Here is a 14809-nt window from a genome sequence, read left to right on the forward strand (position 1 = left end):
AAAACATTAGATTCTTAATTTTATTGCCGCCTCAGGCTCAGAACCCCCCGGCCCCACCATCCTGCGCCAGGTTCGAGAACCGCGAGTAGTGCCCCTGGAACCCCACCACAATGGTCTTCGTCGGGCCGTTGCGGTGCTTGGCCACGATCAGGTCCGCCTCGCCGGCGCGCGGGGACTCCTTGTCGTACACGTCCTCGCGGTGCAGCAGGATCACCATGTCCGCGTCCTGCTCGATCGAGCCGGACTCGCGCAGGTCGGACACCTGCGGCCGCTTGTCCGTCCTCTGCTCGGACCCACGGTTCAGCTGGCTCAACGCGATCACCGGCACGTCGAGCTCCTTGGCCAGCAGCTTCAACGCCCTAGAGAACTCGGCGACCTCCTGCTGACGGGACTCGACCTTCTTGCCCGAGCTCATGAGCTGCAGGTAGTCGAGCACCACCATCTTGAGGTTGTTCTTCTGCTTGAGCCGCCGGCACTTGGCGCGGATCTCCATCATGGTCATGTTCGGGGAGTCGTCGATGAAGAACGGCGCCTCGTTCAACCGCCCCACGGTCGCGGCGATCTTGGACCACTGGTCGTCCCGGATGGTGCCCTTGCGCAGGTCCTGCAGCGCGATCGTCGCCTCGGCGCTCAGGAGCCTCATGGCGATCTCGTTCTTGCCCATCTCGAGGCTGAAGAACACGGTGGCCATGTTGTGGTGGATGGCCGCGGCCCGCGCGAAGTCCAGCGCGAGCGTGGACTTACCGACGGCGGGGCGCGCCGCGATCACGATCATCTGCCCGCCGTGCAGGCCCTGCGTCAGCTCGTCGAAGTCGTAGAAGTCGGTGGGGACACCCGTCAGGCCCTCCCCCTGGTTGCCGGCCGCCTCGATCTCGTCGACGGCGTGCTCCATGATCTCCGCGAGGCGCACGTAGTCCTCGGACTGGCGGTTCTCCGCCACCTTGTAGATCTCGGACTGCGCCTCGTTGACGATCTCCTCGACCTCGCCGTCGCCCTGATACCCTAGCTGGGTGATCTTGGTGCCGGCGGTCACGAGGCGGCGCAGGACGGCCTTCTCCGCCACGATCTCCGCGTAGAAGCTCGCGTTGGCGGCGGTGGGCACGGACTGGATCAGCTCGTGCAGCACGGCGGGGCCGCCCACGCGGCTCAGCTCCTGGCGCTTGTTCAGCAGGTCCGCCACCGTGACGGCGTCCGCGGGTTCGCCGCGGCCGTAGAGGTCGATGATCGCCTCGTAGATCATCTCGTGGCTGGGCCGGTAGAAGTCGTGGCCGCGCAGCAGCTCCACCACGTCCGCGATCGCGTCCTTGGAGAGCATCATGCCGCCCAGCACCGAGCGCTCCGCCTCCAGGTCCTGGGGCGGCAGGAAGCGTTCAGAGGAACGGCCGCCGTCGTAGGAGCCCGAGTCTCCGTAGTTCTCAGTCAACGTCCGGAGACTCCCTTCCCACAGCCCGCACGACGGCGGCCCTCGCCGGTCTTCCCGGCCCTGATTCCTCTGTTCTCACCGCCCGTGCCGCCACACCCTCCTGCAGGCGGACGGTGCGACGGTCCCCGGGGCGACGGTCCGAGCGGATGCGCGCCTGTCAGTGGTCACCTGCGGCCAATACCCGCCCTCGCGTTGGGGATACCACGCGACACTACGCGCGCCGTGGAGGCTGGGCAACCGTGTTTTCCACAGGCCTTGTGGACAACGTGTGGATTCGGCGGCGTGTCGTGTGGATCGCCTGGGGACCACGCTGGGGACAACCGCGCGACCACTCCCAGAATCCGGCTCTGACCTGGGACGATGCGATCCCCAGGCCTGTGGAGGAAGATTCTCCACCCCCCTTCGGCCCCATCGATCCAACTTGACAGCACCCCCGTTTGCGCCCTCATCACACCGCCTGGTACACGCCTATCCACACCGTCGTCCACACCCTCCACATCTGTGGACAACTCCTGTGGACAAGGTGCCCGGATCTGGGGACGGCGAAGTTGACAGCCTCTGCCCGCGGCCCCTGGGGGGGTCAGTGTGATGGCCCCATCCACCGGGACAACGCCCCCGCCCCGCGGGCGATGCGCCCAGACCCCGGCAGTCATTCTCATTCCACATCAATCTCGGTTGAATGTGGCGCGCCTCACGTCTTCTGTGCATGAATGGCACCCATCCCAACTCCCGCAGTGAACGGATCATCCGCATGCCCCTGTCTCGACGTGGTTTCCTCCTCGGCACCAGCGCCACGGCGACGCTGGGCGCCCTCACCGGCTGCGCGCCGACCGACGGCAGCCAGCAGTCCGTATGGTCGACGTACGGCGTCGGCACCGGCACCTACAACGACCTCGCCGCCGTGGCCAACACGCTCACCCAGGTCAACCGCCGCCAGGTCCGCCTTATGACCTCGTCCACCGGCATGGGCCGTATGGCCCCCCTCATCAACGGCACCGCGGACCTCGCCCGCTCCGGCGACGAGTACTTCTACGCGTTCGAGGGGGACGACGAGTTCTGCTCCCCGCAGTGGGGACCCCAGTCGGTGCGCCAGGTGTGGAGCCCGCAGGGCAACTATGGGGTGCTGGTGCGCAAGGACAGCGGGATCGAGACCGTCGAGGACCTCCGGGGCCGCAACTATCCAAACCTGGTGGGTGCCACCTCCATCAACCGCAAGCTCGAGGCCTTCCTCAACTACGGCGGCCTCACCCGCAGCGACACGAACCTGGTGAACGTGAGCTACGCGGGCCAGGTGGAGGCCATGAAGACGGGCCAGCTGGACGCGCTCTACCAGAACGTGGTCGGCTCGAACGTCGAGGAGCTCGCCTCCCAGTACCCCATCCGTTGGCTCGATCTCAGCAGTGACAACCCGGCCCGCTTCGCCTCCTGGAAGCGGCTCGCCCCCATCGCCCGCCCGGGCCGCTTCAGCGGTGGGGCCGGCATGGCCGAGGGCGAGTCCGCCGTGAACATGCAGTACTCAATCCCCCTGACGGCCCTCTCCACCCGGTCCTCCGACGAGGTGCAGGAGTTGGTGACGCAGATCCACGACAACTTCGACCGTTACAAATCCGCCACCCGCGACACCAAGCTGTTCGCCCTGGACAAGATCATGCTCACCCCGATGGTCGTCCCCTTTCACGACGGGGCGGTCGCGTTCTTCAAGGAGAAGGGGGTGTGGACGCCCGGGCTCCAGGCCCGTCATGAGGCCCTACTGGACCGCGAGGGTCGACTCAAGGAGGCCTGGCCCGGCTTCCGGGAGGCCCATGGGAAGGAGGACGGTGCTCCGAAGCACTGGTTCGACTGGAAGCAGGAGAACCTCCCCGAGCTCCCCCCGATCAACGACCTCCCCGAGACGGACGCCGCCCCCACCGACACCCAGGAGACGGACGCATGAGCCACCTCGCCCCCACCGCAGCCCCCCGAACCGGGGCCTCAGACGGCGCCCCGGTCGCGTCGCTCGCCGCGGACATCAACGCCGTCACAACCCACAATCCCCGCCTCACCCCGTTCTGGACCACGGTCACGGTGGTCCTCACCGCCCTGGGGGTCCTGGTGACGATGAACCAGGTCTTCTTCTGGCGTTTGGGCGGGATTACGCTCCTCCAGAACACTTTCCTCTACCTGCTCCTGGCGTGCTTCCTCCCGATCGTCTTTATCGTCACGCCAGCCCTCAGCCGCAGGGCCCACAAGTCTCCCGGCGCCGCCGGCGGGCCTCCGCCCGGCACGAGCACCCTCCAGATCATCGAGGCCGAGGGGATGCGGACCGCTCGGCAGGGCGTCCCCCTGTACGACGTGCTCCTCATGGTCCTGACAGTCATCTCCTGCCTGTACTTCGCCTTCCACGGCGTGGACATCCAGGAGTATGGCTGGGAGTGGAACGCCCCCGCCGTGGCCACCGTCCTCTCCCTCGTCTTCTGGGCCCTCGTCGTGGAGATCCTGCGACGGGCCGCGGGGTGGATCGTCGCCGTGCTGGGCCTCGCCTTCTCCCTCTACCCGATCATCGCGGGCGGCATCCCCATCGGGATCCTCCAGGGCATCGACTACGACCTCCTCACCATCGGCCAGGTCCACTCAATGGGGACCGAGTCCATCCTGGGCATGCCCCTCCAGACGGCGGGGGCCATCCTGGTGGGCTTCCTCCTCTTCGGCACCGTGCTGCAGCACACCGGCGGAGCCGATTTCTTCCACAACCTGTCGATGGCCGTCTTCGGGCGCTACCGCGGCGGTTCGGCGAAGGTGGCCGTGGCATCCTCCGCCACCATGGGCATGATGTCCGGCTCCGCCGTGTCCAATGTGCTCACCACGGGACCGATGACGATCCCCGCCATGATCCGCTCCGGCTTCACCCCCCGCGTCGCCGGCGCCGTGGAGGCTACGGCTTCCTCCGGCGGCTCCATCACGCCGCCCATCATGGGCACCGCCGCCTTTCTCATGGTCTCGTTCGTCGGTGTCCCGTACACCACGATCCTCGTGGCGGCCACGATCCCGGCCTTCCTGTACTTCCTGGGCGTCTTCCTCCAGATCGACGCCTACGCGGCGGTCCACGACCTCAAGGGCACGCCCCGCCACCTCCTGCCGCGCCTTGGCCTCGCCCTCAAAGAGGGCTGGCCCTACCTCGGCGCCCTCGCGGTGCTCACGGGCCTCCTCTTCGTCCTCGACTCCGAGGCCCAGGTGCCGTTCTGGGTCGTGGGGCTGCTCATCCTCATCGCCGCCGTCAGTCCCCGCGTGCAGATGTCCCGCCGCCAGTGGTTGGACATGGCCGTTGACTGCGGGCGTACCCTCGCCCAGATCATCGGCATCATCGCCGGCGTCGGGCTCATCCTGGGCGGCCTCACCGCCACGGGTGTGGCCCTGTCCCTCTCCCGGGACCTCGTGGCGCTCGTGGGGGACAACACGATCCTCCTGCTCCTCACCGGCGCGGCCGTGTGCTTCGTCCTCGGCATGGGCCTGACCATCTCTGCGGCCTACGTCTTCCTGGCCATCGTCATGGTCCCCGCCGTCATCTCGCTGGGCATCGACCCGCTGGCCGCCCACCTCTTCGTCATCTACTGGGCGTCGGTGTCCTACATCACCCCGCCGGTCGGCCTCGCGGCATTCGCCGCCGCGGGCATCTCCAAGGCGTCCCCGATGGCTACGTGCGTCGAGGCCATGCGCCTCGGGGCCGTCAAGTACATCGTCCCGTTCGGCTTCGCCCTCAACCCGGCCCTCGTCGCCCAGGCGAGCGGCGGGGAAATCCTCTTGGCCTTCCTCTTCAGTGTCGTGGCCGTCTACGCCGTGGCGGGCGCCCTCGGCGGCTACCTTGCGGTCGTCGAGCGCCGCCTGCCCGTCTGGGCCCGGGTCGCCCTGGCCGTCAGCGGGTTCATGATGTTCCTCCCCCAGCTCTGGGTCACCCTTCTTGGCCTGGCCTTCACCGCCGCCGTCGTCGCCGTCGTCCGGCTTGCAGTGCCTGGGGACCTGCCCCCCGAGCCCGTGGAGGACTCCGGAGAGGCCCCCCGTCTCCCCACCCACGCAGCATCCTGACCCCCACCCACGTCCCGAGGAGGACCCCGATGATCACCCCCACCCAGGACACCGCCGGCAAGGAACGCCTGGTCCTACTCACCGCCGAAGACGGCATCGGCGTCCTCACCATCAATCGCCCCGCCGCCCGCAATGCCATGAACCAGGCCGTCCAGGCGGCCGTCCGAGAGGCGCTCGACGAGGTCGAGCGGCGCGAGGACATCCACGTGCTGGTGGTCACGGGAGCCGGGGACAAGGCCTTCGTCGCCGGCGCGGACATCCGGGAGATCGCGGCGCGCGGGCCCCTCGACGGCCTGGCGGGGAGGATGCAGGGGCTCTACGCCCGGCTCTCCGCCATGGAGACGCCCACCGTGGCCGCCGTCAACGGCTACGCCTTCGGCGGGGGCTGCGAACTCGCCCTGGCCTGCGACGTGCGCATCGCCTCCGACCGCGCCCAGTTCGCCCTGCCGGAGACCGGGCTGGGCATCCTCCCTGCCGCCGGCGGCACGCAGCGCCTCGCGCGCCTCGTTGGGGTCGGCAACGCCACGGAGATGATCCTGACCGGCCGACGGGTGCCCGCCGAGGACGCCCTGCGCATGGGGCTGGTGACGGCCGTGACGACCCCGGAGGAGCTCATGGACCGCGCCAAGGAGACCGCACGGTCCATCGCGGCCCGGGGCCCCCTCGCCAACCGCCTGGCCAAGACGGTCCTCGAACGGGCCTTCGACTCCGATCGGGAGACCGGCCTTCTCCTCGAGCGGCTCGCAGTCGGGATCCTCTACGCATACACCGAGCGGGATGAGGGCACCACCGCGTTCTTCGAGAAGCGGGCCCCGCACTACCGCTGACACCCCCCGCACGACATCGAAGGAAGGCACCACCATGACCGAAGAGATCCGCAGCGTCGTCGTCCTCGGAGCTGGCACCATGGGCTCGCAGATCGCGGCCGTCTCGGCCCTGGCCGGCTACACCACGTCCCTCGTGGACATCCAGCAGAAGCAGCTCGACCGGGCGCGCGAGCAGCTCCGGCAGCGGCTGGACCGGGATGTCGAGAAGGGCCGGCGCGACCGCGGCGCGGTCGACGAGGCCTGGGGCAGGCTCGCCCTCACAACGGACCGCGACAGAGTGGCCGCGAGCGCGGACCTCGTGATCGAGGCCGCCGTGGAGGACCTCTCCGTCAAGCGGTCCATCTTCGCCGACCTCGACCGGGTGTGCCCTCCACACACCCTGCTCGTGACTAATTCCTCCAACATCGTCTCCTCCCGCGTCGCCGACGCCACGGGCCGGCCGGGGAAGGTGTGCAACCTCCACTTCTTCAACCCAGCCCTGGTGATGGCGTGCGTGGAGATCGTCCCCCACGAGGGCACGGACCCGGAGACGGTAGAGGCGGCCAGCGCCTTCGTCAGATCGCTCGGCAAGACGCCGGTCAAGCTCAAGCGGGAGGTCCCCGGCTTCCTGGCCAATCGCCTCCTGAACGCGCTGCGTCGCGAGGCACTGGACCTCTACGAGGGCGGGGTCGCCGACTTCGAGGACATCGACCTCGCGGCGAAGACGGCGCTGGGGCACCCCATGGGCCCCTTCGAGCTGATGGACCTGGTGGGGATCGACGTCGTCTACCTGATCCGCCTGGCCGAGTACGAGCAGACGGGCGACCCCGCTTCGCTGCCGGCCGATTCGATCAAGGCCAAATACGAAGCGGGCGACTACGGCCGAAAGACAGGACGCGGTTGGTACGACTACTCGAAGGCCTGACCGAATCAGACCGAAGGAAGACGCGGCGGGAACAGTGCGGCCGCGATCTTGGTCACCCGCTCCACGGCGCGATTGTCGTCACGCTCCCGCCAGATCAACCGAACCTCGAGGGGCGTACCAGCTGGGTTGAGCGGGAGCCAGACGACGCCTTCGGCTCCGATGTTGTCCCTGACCGAATCCAGTGTCAACGCGATGCCGACGCCAGCGTCTACGAGAAGGGTCTGCGTCCAAGAGTCCGGCGCGTGTTCTCGGACACGGGGAACGAATCCAGCGGAGCGGGCCAGGCTCTGCAGGCGGTTGCTCAGCGCGGACATGGACCCTCCGGGCAGGGCGATCCATTCCTCTTCGGCGAGGTCAGACATGGCCACAGCCGGGAGCGAAGCTAGCCGGTGACCGCGAGGCATTGCGACGAGCAGTTTTTCCCGGCCCACCAGATACGAACCGACCTCCGCTGGCAGGAAGTCCCACCGGCCCAATGACAGATCGAGGTCACCGCTGATCACTCGCTCTAAGCCTTGCGGCGAGAACTGGGAGCTGTGCAACTCGAGCCGGACCCCTGGGCACCGGGCCCGCACTTCCCGGGCCAACCGGGCCACACTCCGGTTGATTGATGCCCCAGCGAACCCCAGACGTACTAGATGTAAGAGGTCATGACGTTGTTGACTCGGGCCGGGGCCAACGAGGCCGGTGGAGCATCTCCGCAGGAGGTATGCGGCCGATGGTAGTTGTAGTGGTTCACCCACACTGCCAACGCCTCACGCCGGGCCGTCTCTGAGGTATACGGGCGGGCGTAGAGGACCTCATCGACCATCAGCCGGTTGTAGCGTTCGACCTTCCCGTTATGGCGGGGCGTGTAGGGCCGGATCCGGTGGTGCCGGCCCCCGAGCGAGACCACCTTCGCGGTGAAGTCCACGGCCCGGTAGTTGTTGCCGTTGTCCGTGATCACCCTGTCGATCCGGATGCCGTGGGCGGCGAAGAACGCCCGCGCCCGGCAGAAGAAGCTCACGGTCGTAGCTGCCCGCTCATCGGGCAAGGCTTCGGTGTAGGCCAGGCGGGTGAACCCGTCGATCGCCGAGTGCAGGTAGGTGTAGCCGACCCGTCGGCCAGGCCCGCGCTTGGCTGCTCGCGCGTTCTCGGAGTCCCGTCCGTGCGCACGCCAGCCGCCCCCGTCAGGGATGCGCCCGATCTTCTTCACGTCCAGGTGCACCATGTGCCCTGGCCCTCTCGCGGTGATCCTCCGGGCCGGCTGCCGGCGGAGGTCTTCTCCGGCTGGGGTCAGGTCCCGTAGGCGGGAGATCCCGGCCCGGTGCAGCCACCGTCCCACGGTGCGCAGGCACAGCTGGTGGCCCTCGGAGACGAGGTGGTGATGGATGCGCCGTGCGGACCACTTGCGCTCCCGCCGCAGGGCGTGGATCTGGGCGACCAGGACCGGATCGAGCTGGGCAGGTGAACGGTGCGGCCGGCTGGGCAGGTCCTGAAGGCCGGCTTCTCCCTGGGCGCGGTAGCGGGCGACCCAGGTGGCCACCGTGGGCCGGCTGACGCGGAACTCGGCGGCCACGTGTGCCTGCGGGATCCCGTCGTGCAGGTGGCGGTGGACCATCCTGAGTCGGCCAGTCGGGGTCAGGGGTGCGTTAGCGTGAGTCATGAGTGGGTCTTTTCGGGCAGGTGGGTTGTTGAGGAACTTCCATCCTGCGGGGCGGGGCCCACTCGTCTCATCTCAGCCGGCGCCTCGTGGCAAGAACCTCATGACCCACAACAACTAGACCGGTCTCCCCCGTCACGGCGCCTCGCACGGTGTCCTGCGCCCTTTCGGCCACCGCCACCAGCTCTCGGGCGATCTCCACCAGGGCCGTGCCTGCGGGCGTGAGTGCGACGTGCCGCGTGTTCCTGTCGAAGACCGACGCGCCCAGGTCTTTCTCCAGGGTCTTGATGAGACGACTGAGGGCCGGCTGCGCCATCCGTAACCGCGCAGCGGCACGACCGAAGTGCAACTCTTCAGCGACAGCGAGGAACGCCCTGGCCTGGTGGATCTCCATGTCTCCCTTCCTTCGATCGCTTGGCGGAGCAAACTTCGATACCCCGGATGCATCACCGAAATCCGAAATATGTATTGGACAGGATGAAACCACCCTGGTTTCGTGGTGTCCACATCGTGTCATGGATCACAAAGAGGAGGCGCTTCGATGACCACGCCAGGATCCCTGGAACCGACGGCACGGCGACCGCTGGATGGCATCGTCATCGCCGATTTCTCCCGCGTCCTCGCCGGGCCGTACGCGACCATGCTGCTGGCGGACATGGGCGCCACTGTCATCAAGGTTGAGTCGCCGAACGGGGACGACACCCGCCTGTGGATGCCCCCGGAGCGGGACGGGATCGGCACTTACTACCTCTCCGTGAATCGCAACAAGAGTTCCATCGCCCTCGACCTCGCAGATGAGGACGACCTCCAGACGGCGTACGCGATTCTGGACCGCGCAGACGTCTTCGTCGAGAACTTCAAGCCCGGTGGCCTGGCCCGGTTCGGCCTCGACGCCGAGTCCGTCCATGAACGGTGGCCGCATCTCATTCACGCGAGCATCACCGGATTCGGCACAGAAGGGGGCGCCTCCATGCCGGGGTACGACCTGCTCGTGCAGGGAATGTCCGGTTTCATGCACGTGACCGGCCACCCGGAAGGGGACCCTCAGCGCGCAGGCGTGGCGATCTTCGACGTGGTCACCGGTCTGCACGCAGCCGTGGGGATCCTCGCTGCCCTGTTGGAACGTCAGGGAAGCGAAAGTGGCCGGGGCCAGCACGTCGCCATGAACTTGCTCTCTTCAGCTCTGTCTGGGCTCGTGAATCAGACCACCGGCTATGCGGCCGCGGGGAACAACCCGCAGCGACTCGGCAACGACCATCCCAGCCTGTACCCCTATGGGCCGTTCCCCACTGCAGATCAGAACCTCATCATCTGCGTGGGCAACGACAGCCAGTTCACCCGGCTGGTCCAGACCCTGGGCATGCCAGAGCTGGCCGCCGATCCCCGGTTCGACTCGGTGCTTTTGCGCAACCAGAACCGAGACGCGCTGCGGGTCCTCATGGCAGACGCTCTGGCAAAGAGGACAGCCGACGAATGGTTTGAACAGCTCCAGACCGTGGGGGTGCCGTGCGCGCCGATCCTGGACGTAGCCCAGGGCGTCGAACGTGCTGGTGCGTTGGGACTCGAGCCGGTCGTCCAGGTGGGCGAGCCGGGATCTCGACAGGTTCCGCTCATCCGGAACCCCGTCACTTTCAGCCGCACGCCAGTGGCTTACCCCAAGGCGCCGCCGCACCTCGACGAGGACAAAACGGATGTGCAGGCATGGCTTGCGTCCACGCCGCCCCTCCACAACGACACCGACCTCTCCGCCTCAATGGTGACCACGCCATGAGCGGCGACGTCTTCGAATGCCCTGTTCCAATCCGTTGGTCGGACCAAGATGCAAACGGGCATGTCAACAATGCACGCATCGTGACGCTGCTCGAAGAGATCCGCATCGCGGCCTATCTGGACTGGCTCGACTCCACCCCCGACTCTGGGTTCCCCCGGGTGGTGCGCACGCTGTCCGTCGACTATCTACGGCCCGTCCACCACCGCGGCATCCTCACCGGCAGGTTGTGGGTATCCCGGATCGGCCACTCCTCATTCGACATGCAACACGCCCTAGTCCAGGCAGGGGCCTCCGTGGCCACGGGCGAGGCCACGGTAGTCCAACTGGAGGCGGACCACTCGTCTTCCCGACCGTTGGAGGCCGACCTGCGGCAGGCCCTGGAGGCCGTTCACCGACCGGGCGTCACCGCGGCCGCCGAAGCCGCCCGGGAAATCCAGCTGGCCGCGCCTCGCGCCGACTGAAGACCACGCGCATACACCCGCCGACAGGAGACTCTGACATGACAACTTCCACCCCCGTCATCGAGCACCCGGACTTCCTCCTCCTGGATGAGGAGCTTGACGCCGACACCCTCGCACTGCGCGACCGGGTACGATCCTTTGCGCTGCACCACGTCGAACCCGTGATCAACGACCACTGGGAGCGGGCTGAGTTCCCCTACGGGATCCTGCCCGCGCTGCGCGAGACTGGTGTCGTCGGCACGTACATCCAGGGCTACGGCTGCCCGGGGATGTCCCGGTTGCAGGCCGGGATCGTGGCCCGGGAGATGGGCCGCGTGGACGGCTCCGTCAACACGTTCCTGGGTGTCCACGCCAACCTCGGCATGGGCTCGATCTACATCCTCGGAAACGAGGAACAACGCCAGCGATGGCTCCCGCAGATGGCGCGCCTTGAAAAGACCGGCGCTTTTGCCCTCACGGAACCCGCCCACGGTTCCGATTCGGTGTCGCTCGAGACCTCGGCACGTCGCGATGGCGACTCGTGGATCATCGACGGCCACAAGCGCTGGATCGGCAACGGAGCCGCAGGCGACGTCATCGTCCTCTATGCGCGTGACGAATCCGATGGCCAGGTCAAAGCTTTCGTGGTGGAGAAAAGCGACGACGGCAGGTACCCGGAGGGCTACGAACCGGCAGTCATCACTGGCAAGGTCGCGAAGCGTGCCATCCATCAGGCTGACATTCGCATCGAGAATTTGCGTGTCCCCGAGGAGAATCGTCTGGCGAACTGCGAGTCCTTCGCCGGCGTCAACCGGGTGCTCAAGGCCACGCGTGGCGGCGCATCCTGGGAAGCCCTCGGCCATGGCATGGCCGCCTTCGAGATCGCCGCCCGCTACTCGCTCGAACGCGAGCAGTTCTCCGCCCCGATCGCGTCCTACCAGCTGGTGCAGGAGAAGCTCGCCACGATGCTGTCCGATCTGGTTTCCATGCAACTGATGTGCCGCCGCATGGCGGAGCTGGCCGAGCAGGACCGGCTCACTGACGCCATGGCCTCCCTGGTGAAGATGACCACGTCGCGTAAGGCTCTTGCCATGTGCCGCGAGGCCCGCGACATGCTGGCCGGTCAGGGCCTCCTGCTGGAGAACCACGTCGCTCGACACATGACCGACATGGAGGTCGTCTCCACTTACGAAGGCACAGATTCCATGCAGGCTCTCATCGTGGGTCGAGAGATCACCGGCATCTCCGCGTTCACCCGCAAGCAGCGCTGACCCGCCGTCCGCCAACCCCTACTCCCGAGAGGACCCCCGCCATGACCACCCCGTTCCACGCCGAGGCCGACTCGTTCCTCGGCCGTGCCGACGTCGTCGGCCTGGACTCCCTGTTCTCCGCCGAGGAAAAGGCCGTCGCACTAAAGGTGCGCGGCTTCGTGGACGAGCACATCCGCCCGCACATCGCCCGCTGGTACGACGACGCCGTGTTCCCGCGCGAGATCGTCCCCGAGCTGGGCCGCCTCGGCGTGCTCGGCATGCCCTACGAGGGCCACGGCATGCCTGGCCGCTCGGCGGTGGAGTACGGCCTCGCCGCCCAGGAGCTCGAGGCCGGTGACTCCGGCCTGCGCACCTTCGTGTCCGTGCAGGGCTCGCTCGCGATGGGCGCGATCCACAAGCACGGCTCCGAGGAGCAGAAGGCGCAGTGGCTGCCGCGCATGACCACCGGCGAGGCGGTCGGCTGCTTCGGCCTCACCGAGCCGGGCGCCGGCTCGGACCCGGCCTCCATGACGACGACGGCCCGCCAGGAGCCCGGCGGCGACTGGGTGCTCGACGGGGCCAAGCGGTGGATCGGGCTGGCCACCCTGGCCGACGTCGCGATCATCTGGGCGCAGACCGGCGAGCCCGGCGACGGGCGCGGGGTGCGCGGCTTCGTGGTCCCCACGGACACCCCCGGCTTCCGCGCCGAGGCGATCACCCAGAAGCTGTCCATGCGGGCGTCGGTGCAGTGCGAGATCCACCTCGACGGCGTGCGTCTGCCCGCCTCCGCGATGCTGCCGGCCGGCTCCGCCGTCGGACTCAAGGGCCCCTTCCAGTGCCTCAACGAGGCCCGCTACGGGATCATCTGGGGCGCGATGGGCGCCGCCCGCGACTCCTTCGACGCCGTCCTCGACTACGCGATGCAGCGGCAGCAGTTCGGGGTGCCACTGGCCTCCCACCAGCTGACGCAGGCCAAGCTCGCGGACATGGCCGTGGCCATCGGCAAGGGCTACCTCTTGGCGCACCAGATCGGCCGCGCCAAGGACGCCGGCCCGCTCACCCCCGCCATGATCTCCGCCGGCAAGTTGGACAACTGCCGCGTGGCCATCGGCATCGCCCGGGAGGCCCGCGAGATGCTCGGCGGCAACGGCATCACACTGGAGCACTCGCCGCTGCGGCACGCGAACAACCTCGAGTCCGTGCGCACCTACGAGGGAACCGATGAGGTCCACCAGCTCACGCTCGGCCGGCACCTCACGGGCATCGGCGCGTTCGCCCCTAAGACCGCCCGCTGAGCATGGACGAGGGGGCGCGCCGTGGTCCTCCACAGCGCGCCCCCTGGTGGCGGAAGGCGGGCGACGGCCCGTTCCCCCGCGTAGAGGGGGGGGACAGCACTCTCAATATGCCTATGCGCTCGTGAGTACTGTGCGCCCTCGGGACAACCCCTGCTGGAGGTCGTCCAGTGTCCTCTGGATGCTCTCCGCCGATCTCTCAACAGTGGTGATAGGAATCCGAGGGAGGTGACCGTCCCGCGCGAGTGCCAACGCCTCGTGCAGATGTCCCAGGCTACCAACATAGTTACCGACGATGGACTTCTGCGTCAAGGTCACCGTCGCGGTCGGGAGGAGCATTTCCCCGCCGAACAAGCCGACGGTAACTAGGCACCCGCCCTTCCTCAAACTGTCGTAGGCCAGCTTCATAGTGGCCCCCGAGTTGACGACGTCGACGACCGCCACCGGGGGAGCACCCATGGCCTCAATGAGGTCGGCGGCCGACGTGTCCTCATCGATCACGACGCACCGTGCGGCACCCAGGCTCCGTGCCTGCTCGAAGTTCACGTCCGACCGGTCGACGACGGTGACGTCGGACATTCCCTTGGCTGCCAGGGCCGCCAGGCACATGAGACCCACGCCTCCGGCGCCGATGACGGCAACCGGCGACGTCTCCTGGGTTATCTTCGAGGCAGCCACCTGCTCTGCTGCGGACACCGCGGTGAGTCCGGAGCAGGCCAGGGTGGCGGCCCACTCGGGGTCCACGCCGGCCAAAGGCACCGCGTACTTCTCATGGGGGACAGACACGAGGTCCGCGTATCCGCCTGGCCGCATGATCCCCAGGATCCGACTACCCTCCACGCACAGGTTCTCGGCCCCCTCCTCGCACGTCGCGCACTCCCCGCAACCGAGCCATGGGTAGACCACGACGGCCTCCCCCACCGAGCGGTTGTGCACGTCTGGCCCTGTGGCGATGATCTCCCCAGCGATCTCGTGACCCATGATGAGGGGGTAGGCGACCCCGCGCTCTACCATGGACATGCGGCCTGCGCTGCCAAGATCGTAGCCACCCTCCCGCACGTGGATGTCTGTATGGCACACACCGGCGTGCGTCACCCGGACGACCACCTCCGAGGCTGCCGGGTCCGCCAGGTCCAATTCGATCTCTGCGATCTCCGGCTCGCCCACCGCGAACTGCGCATACGCCTTGTTCTTCATGATT

Annotated in this window: 13 protein-coding genes; 8 read left to right on the forward strand and 5 right to left on the reverse strand. The window is 67.7% G+C overall.

Annotated elements, in window-relative coordinates; all coding sequences use genetic code 11:
* Positions 1 to 37: 37 nt before the first annotated feature.
* Positions 38 to 1423 (reverse strand): replicative DNA helicase, encoded by a 1386-nt coding sequence (dnaB, locus tag AC0VX0_RS11630; RefSeq protein WP_020624931.1) that lies wholly within the window; start codon positions 1421 to 1423, stop codon positions 38 to 40.
* Positions 1424 to 2174: 751 nt separating this feature from the next.
* Here dnaB and AC0VX0_RS11635 point away from each other — a divergent pair.
* From AC0VX0_RS11635 to AC0VX0_RS11650, 4 genes are read left to right on the forward strand one after another with little or no spacing between them, the layout of a single operon-like run.
* Entirely contained in the window at positions 2175 to 3356 is a 1182-nt protein-coding gene (locus tag AC0VX0_RS11635) for a TAXI family TRAP transporter solute-binding subunit (RefSeq protein WP_020624930.1), read from the forward strand.
* Positions 3353 to 5482, forward strand: coding sequence for a TRAP transporter permease (locus tag AC0VX0_RS11640; RefSeq protein ID WP_020624929.1), 2130 nt, complete (start codon positions 3353 to 3355; stop codon positions 5480 to 5482). The genes AC0VX0_RS11635 and AC0VX0_RS11640 overlap by 4 nt, the downstream gene beginning before the upstream one ends.
* Positions 5483 to 5511: 29 nt before the next feature.
* Positions 5512 to 6309: an enoyl-CoA hydratase/isomerase family protein gene (locus AC0VX0_RS11645; protein ID WP_020624928.1), complete on the forward strand. Its 798-nt coding sequence runs from the start codon at positions 5512 to 5514 to the stop codon at positions 6307 to 6309.
* Positions 6310 to 6343: 34 nt separating this feature from the next.
* Positions 6344 to 7213: a 3-hydroxyacyl-CoA dehydrogenase family protein gene (locus AC0VX0_RS11650; RefSeq protein ID WP_206450740.1), complete on the forward strand. Its 870-nt coding sequence runs from the start codon at positions 6344 to 6346 to the stop codon at positions 7211 to 7213.
* 5 nt (positions 7214 to 7218) lie between these two features.
* Here the strand turns inward: AC0VX0_RS11650 and AC0VX0_RS11655 are convergent, their stop codons facing one another.
* The 3 genes from AC0VX0_RS11655 to AC0VX0_RS11665 form a co-directional block, all read right to left on the reverse strand.
* Entirely contained in the window at positions 7219 to 7956 is a 738-nt protein-coding gene (locus tag AC0VX0_RS11655; RefSeq protein WP_221844899.1) for a LysR family substrate-binding domain-containing protein, read from the reverse strand.
* The gene (locus AC0VX0_RS11660; RefSeq protein WP_377636640.1) at positions 7848 to 8858 is read right to left on the reverse strand and encodes an IS481 family transposase; all 1011 of its coding nucleotides are present in this window, start codon (positions 8856 to 8858) and stop codon (positions 7848 to 7850) included. Before AC0VX0_RS11660 ends, AC0VX0_RS11655 begins: the two co-directional genes overlap by 109 nt.
* A 67-nt stretch (positions 8859 to 8925) precedes the next feature.
* On the reverse strand, positions 8926 to 9249 hold the full coding sequence (locus tag AC0VX0_RS11665) for a LysR family transcriptional regulator (RefSeq protein WP_221845030.1): 324 nt from the start codon (positions 9247 to 9249) through the stop codon (positions 8926 to 8928).
* 147 nt (positions 9250 to 9396) lie between these two features.
* Here AC0VX0_RS11665 and AC0VX0_RS11670 point away from each other — a divergent pair, with 147 nt between their 5' ends.
* The 4 genes from AC0VX0_RS11670 to AC0VX0_RS11685 are packed head-to-tail and all read left to right on the forward strand — an operon-like array spanning position 9397 to position 13611.
* On the forward strand, positions 9397 to 10626 hold the full coding sequence (locus AC0VX0_RS11670; RefSeq protein ID WP_206450742.1) for a CaiB/BaiF CoA transferase family protein: 1230 nt from the start codon (positions 9397 to 9399) through the stop codon (positions 10624 to 10626).
* A complete protein-coding gene (locus tag AC0VX0_RS11675) occupies positions 10623 to 11087 on the forward strand; it encodes an acyl-CoA thioesterase (protein ID WP_475451709.1) in 465 nt (154 codons plus the stop codon). Before AC0VX0_RS11670 ends, AC0VX0_RS11675 begins: the two co-directional genes overlap by 4 nt.
* A gap of 38 nt (positions 11088 to 11125) precedes the next feature.
* A complete protein-coding gene (locus AC0VX0_RS11680; RefSeq protein WP_020621881.1) occupies positions 11126 to 12337 on the forward strand; it encodes an acyl-CoA dehydrogenase family protein in 1212 nt (403 codons plus the stop codon).
* 41 nt (positions 12338 to 12378) lie between these two features.
* A complete protein-coding gene (locus AC0VX0_RS11685) occupies positions 12379 to 13611 on the forward strand; it encodes an acyl-CoA dehydrogenase family protein (protein WP_206450743.1) in 1233 nt (410 codons plus the stop codon).
* 111 nt (positions 13612 to 13722) lie between these two features.
* Here the strand turns inward: AC0VX0_RS11685 and AC0VX0_RS11690 are convergent, their stop codons facing one another.
* Positions 13723 to 14805, reverse strand: a complete 1083-nt coding sequence (locus AC0VX0_RS11690) for an alcohol dehydrogenase catalytic domain-containing protein (protein ID WP_144820248.1) — start codon at positions 14803 to 14805, stop codon at positions 13723 to 13725.
* Positions 14806 to 14809: the final 4 nt, after the last annotated feature.

Source organism: Micrococcus sp. iso_26, assembly GCF_056172975.1.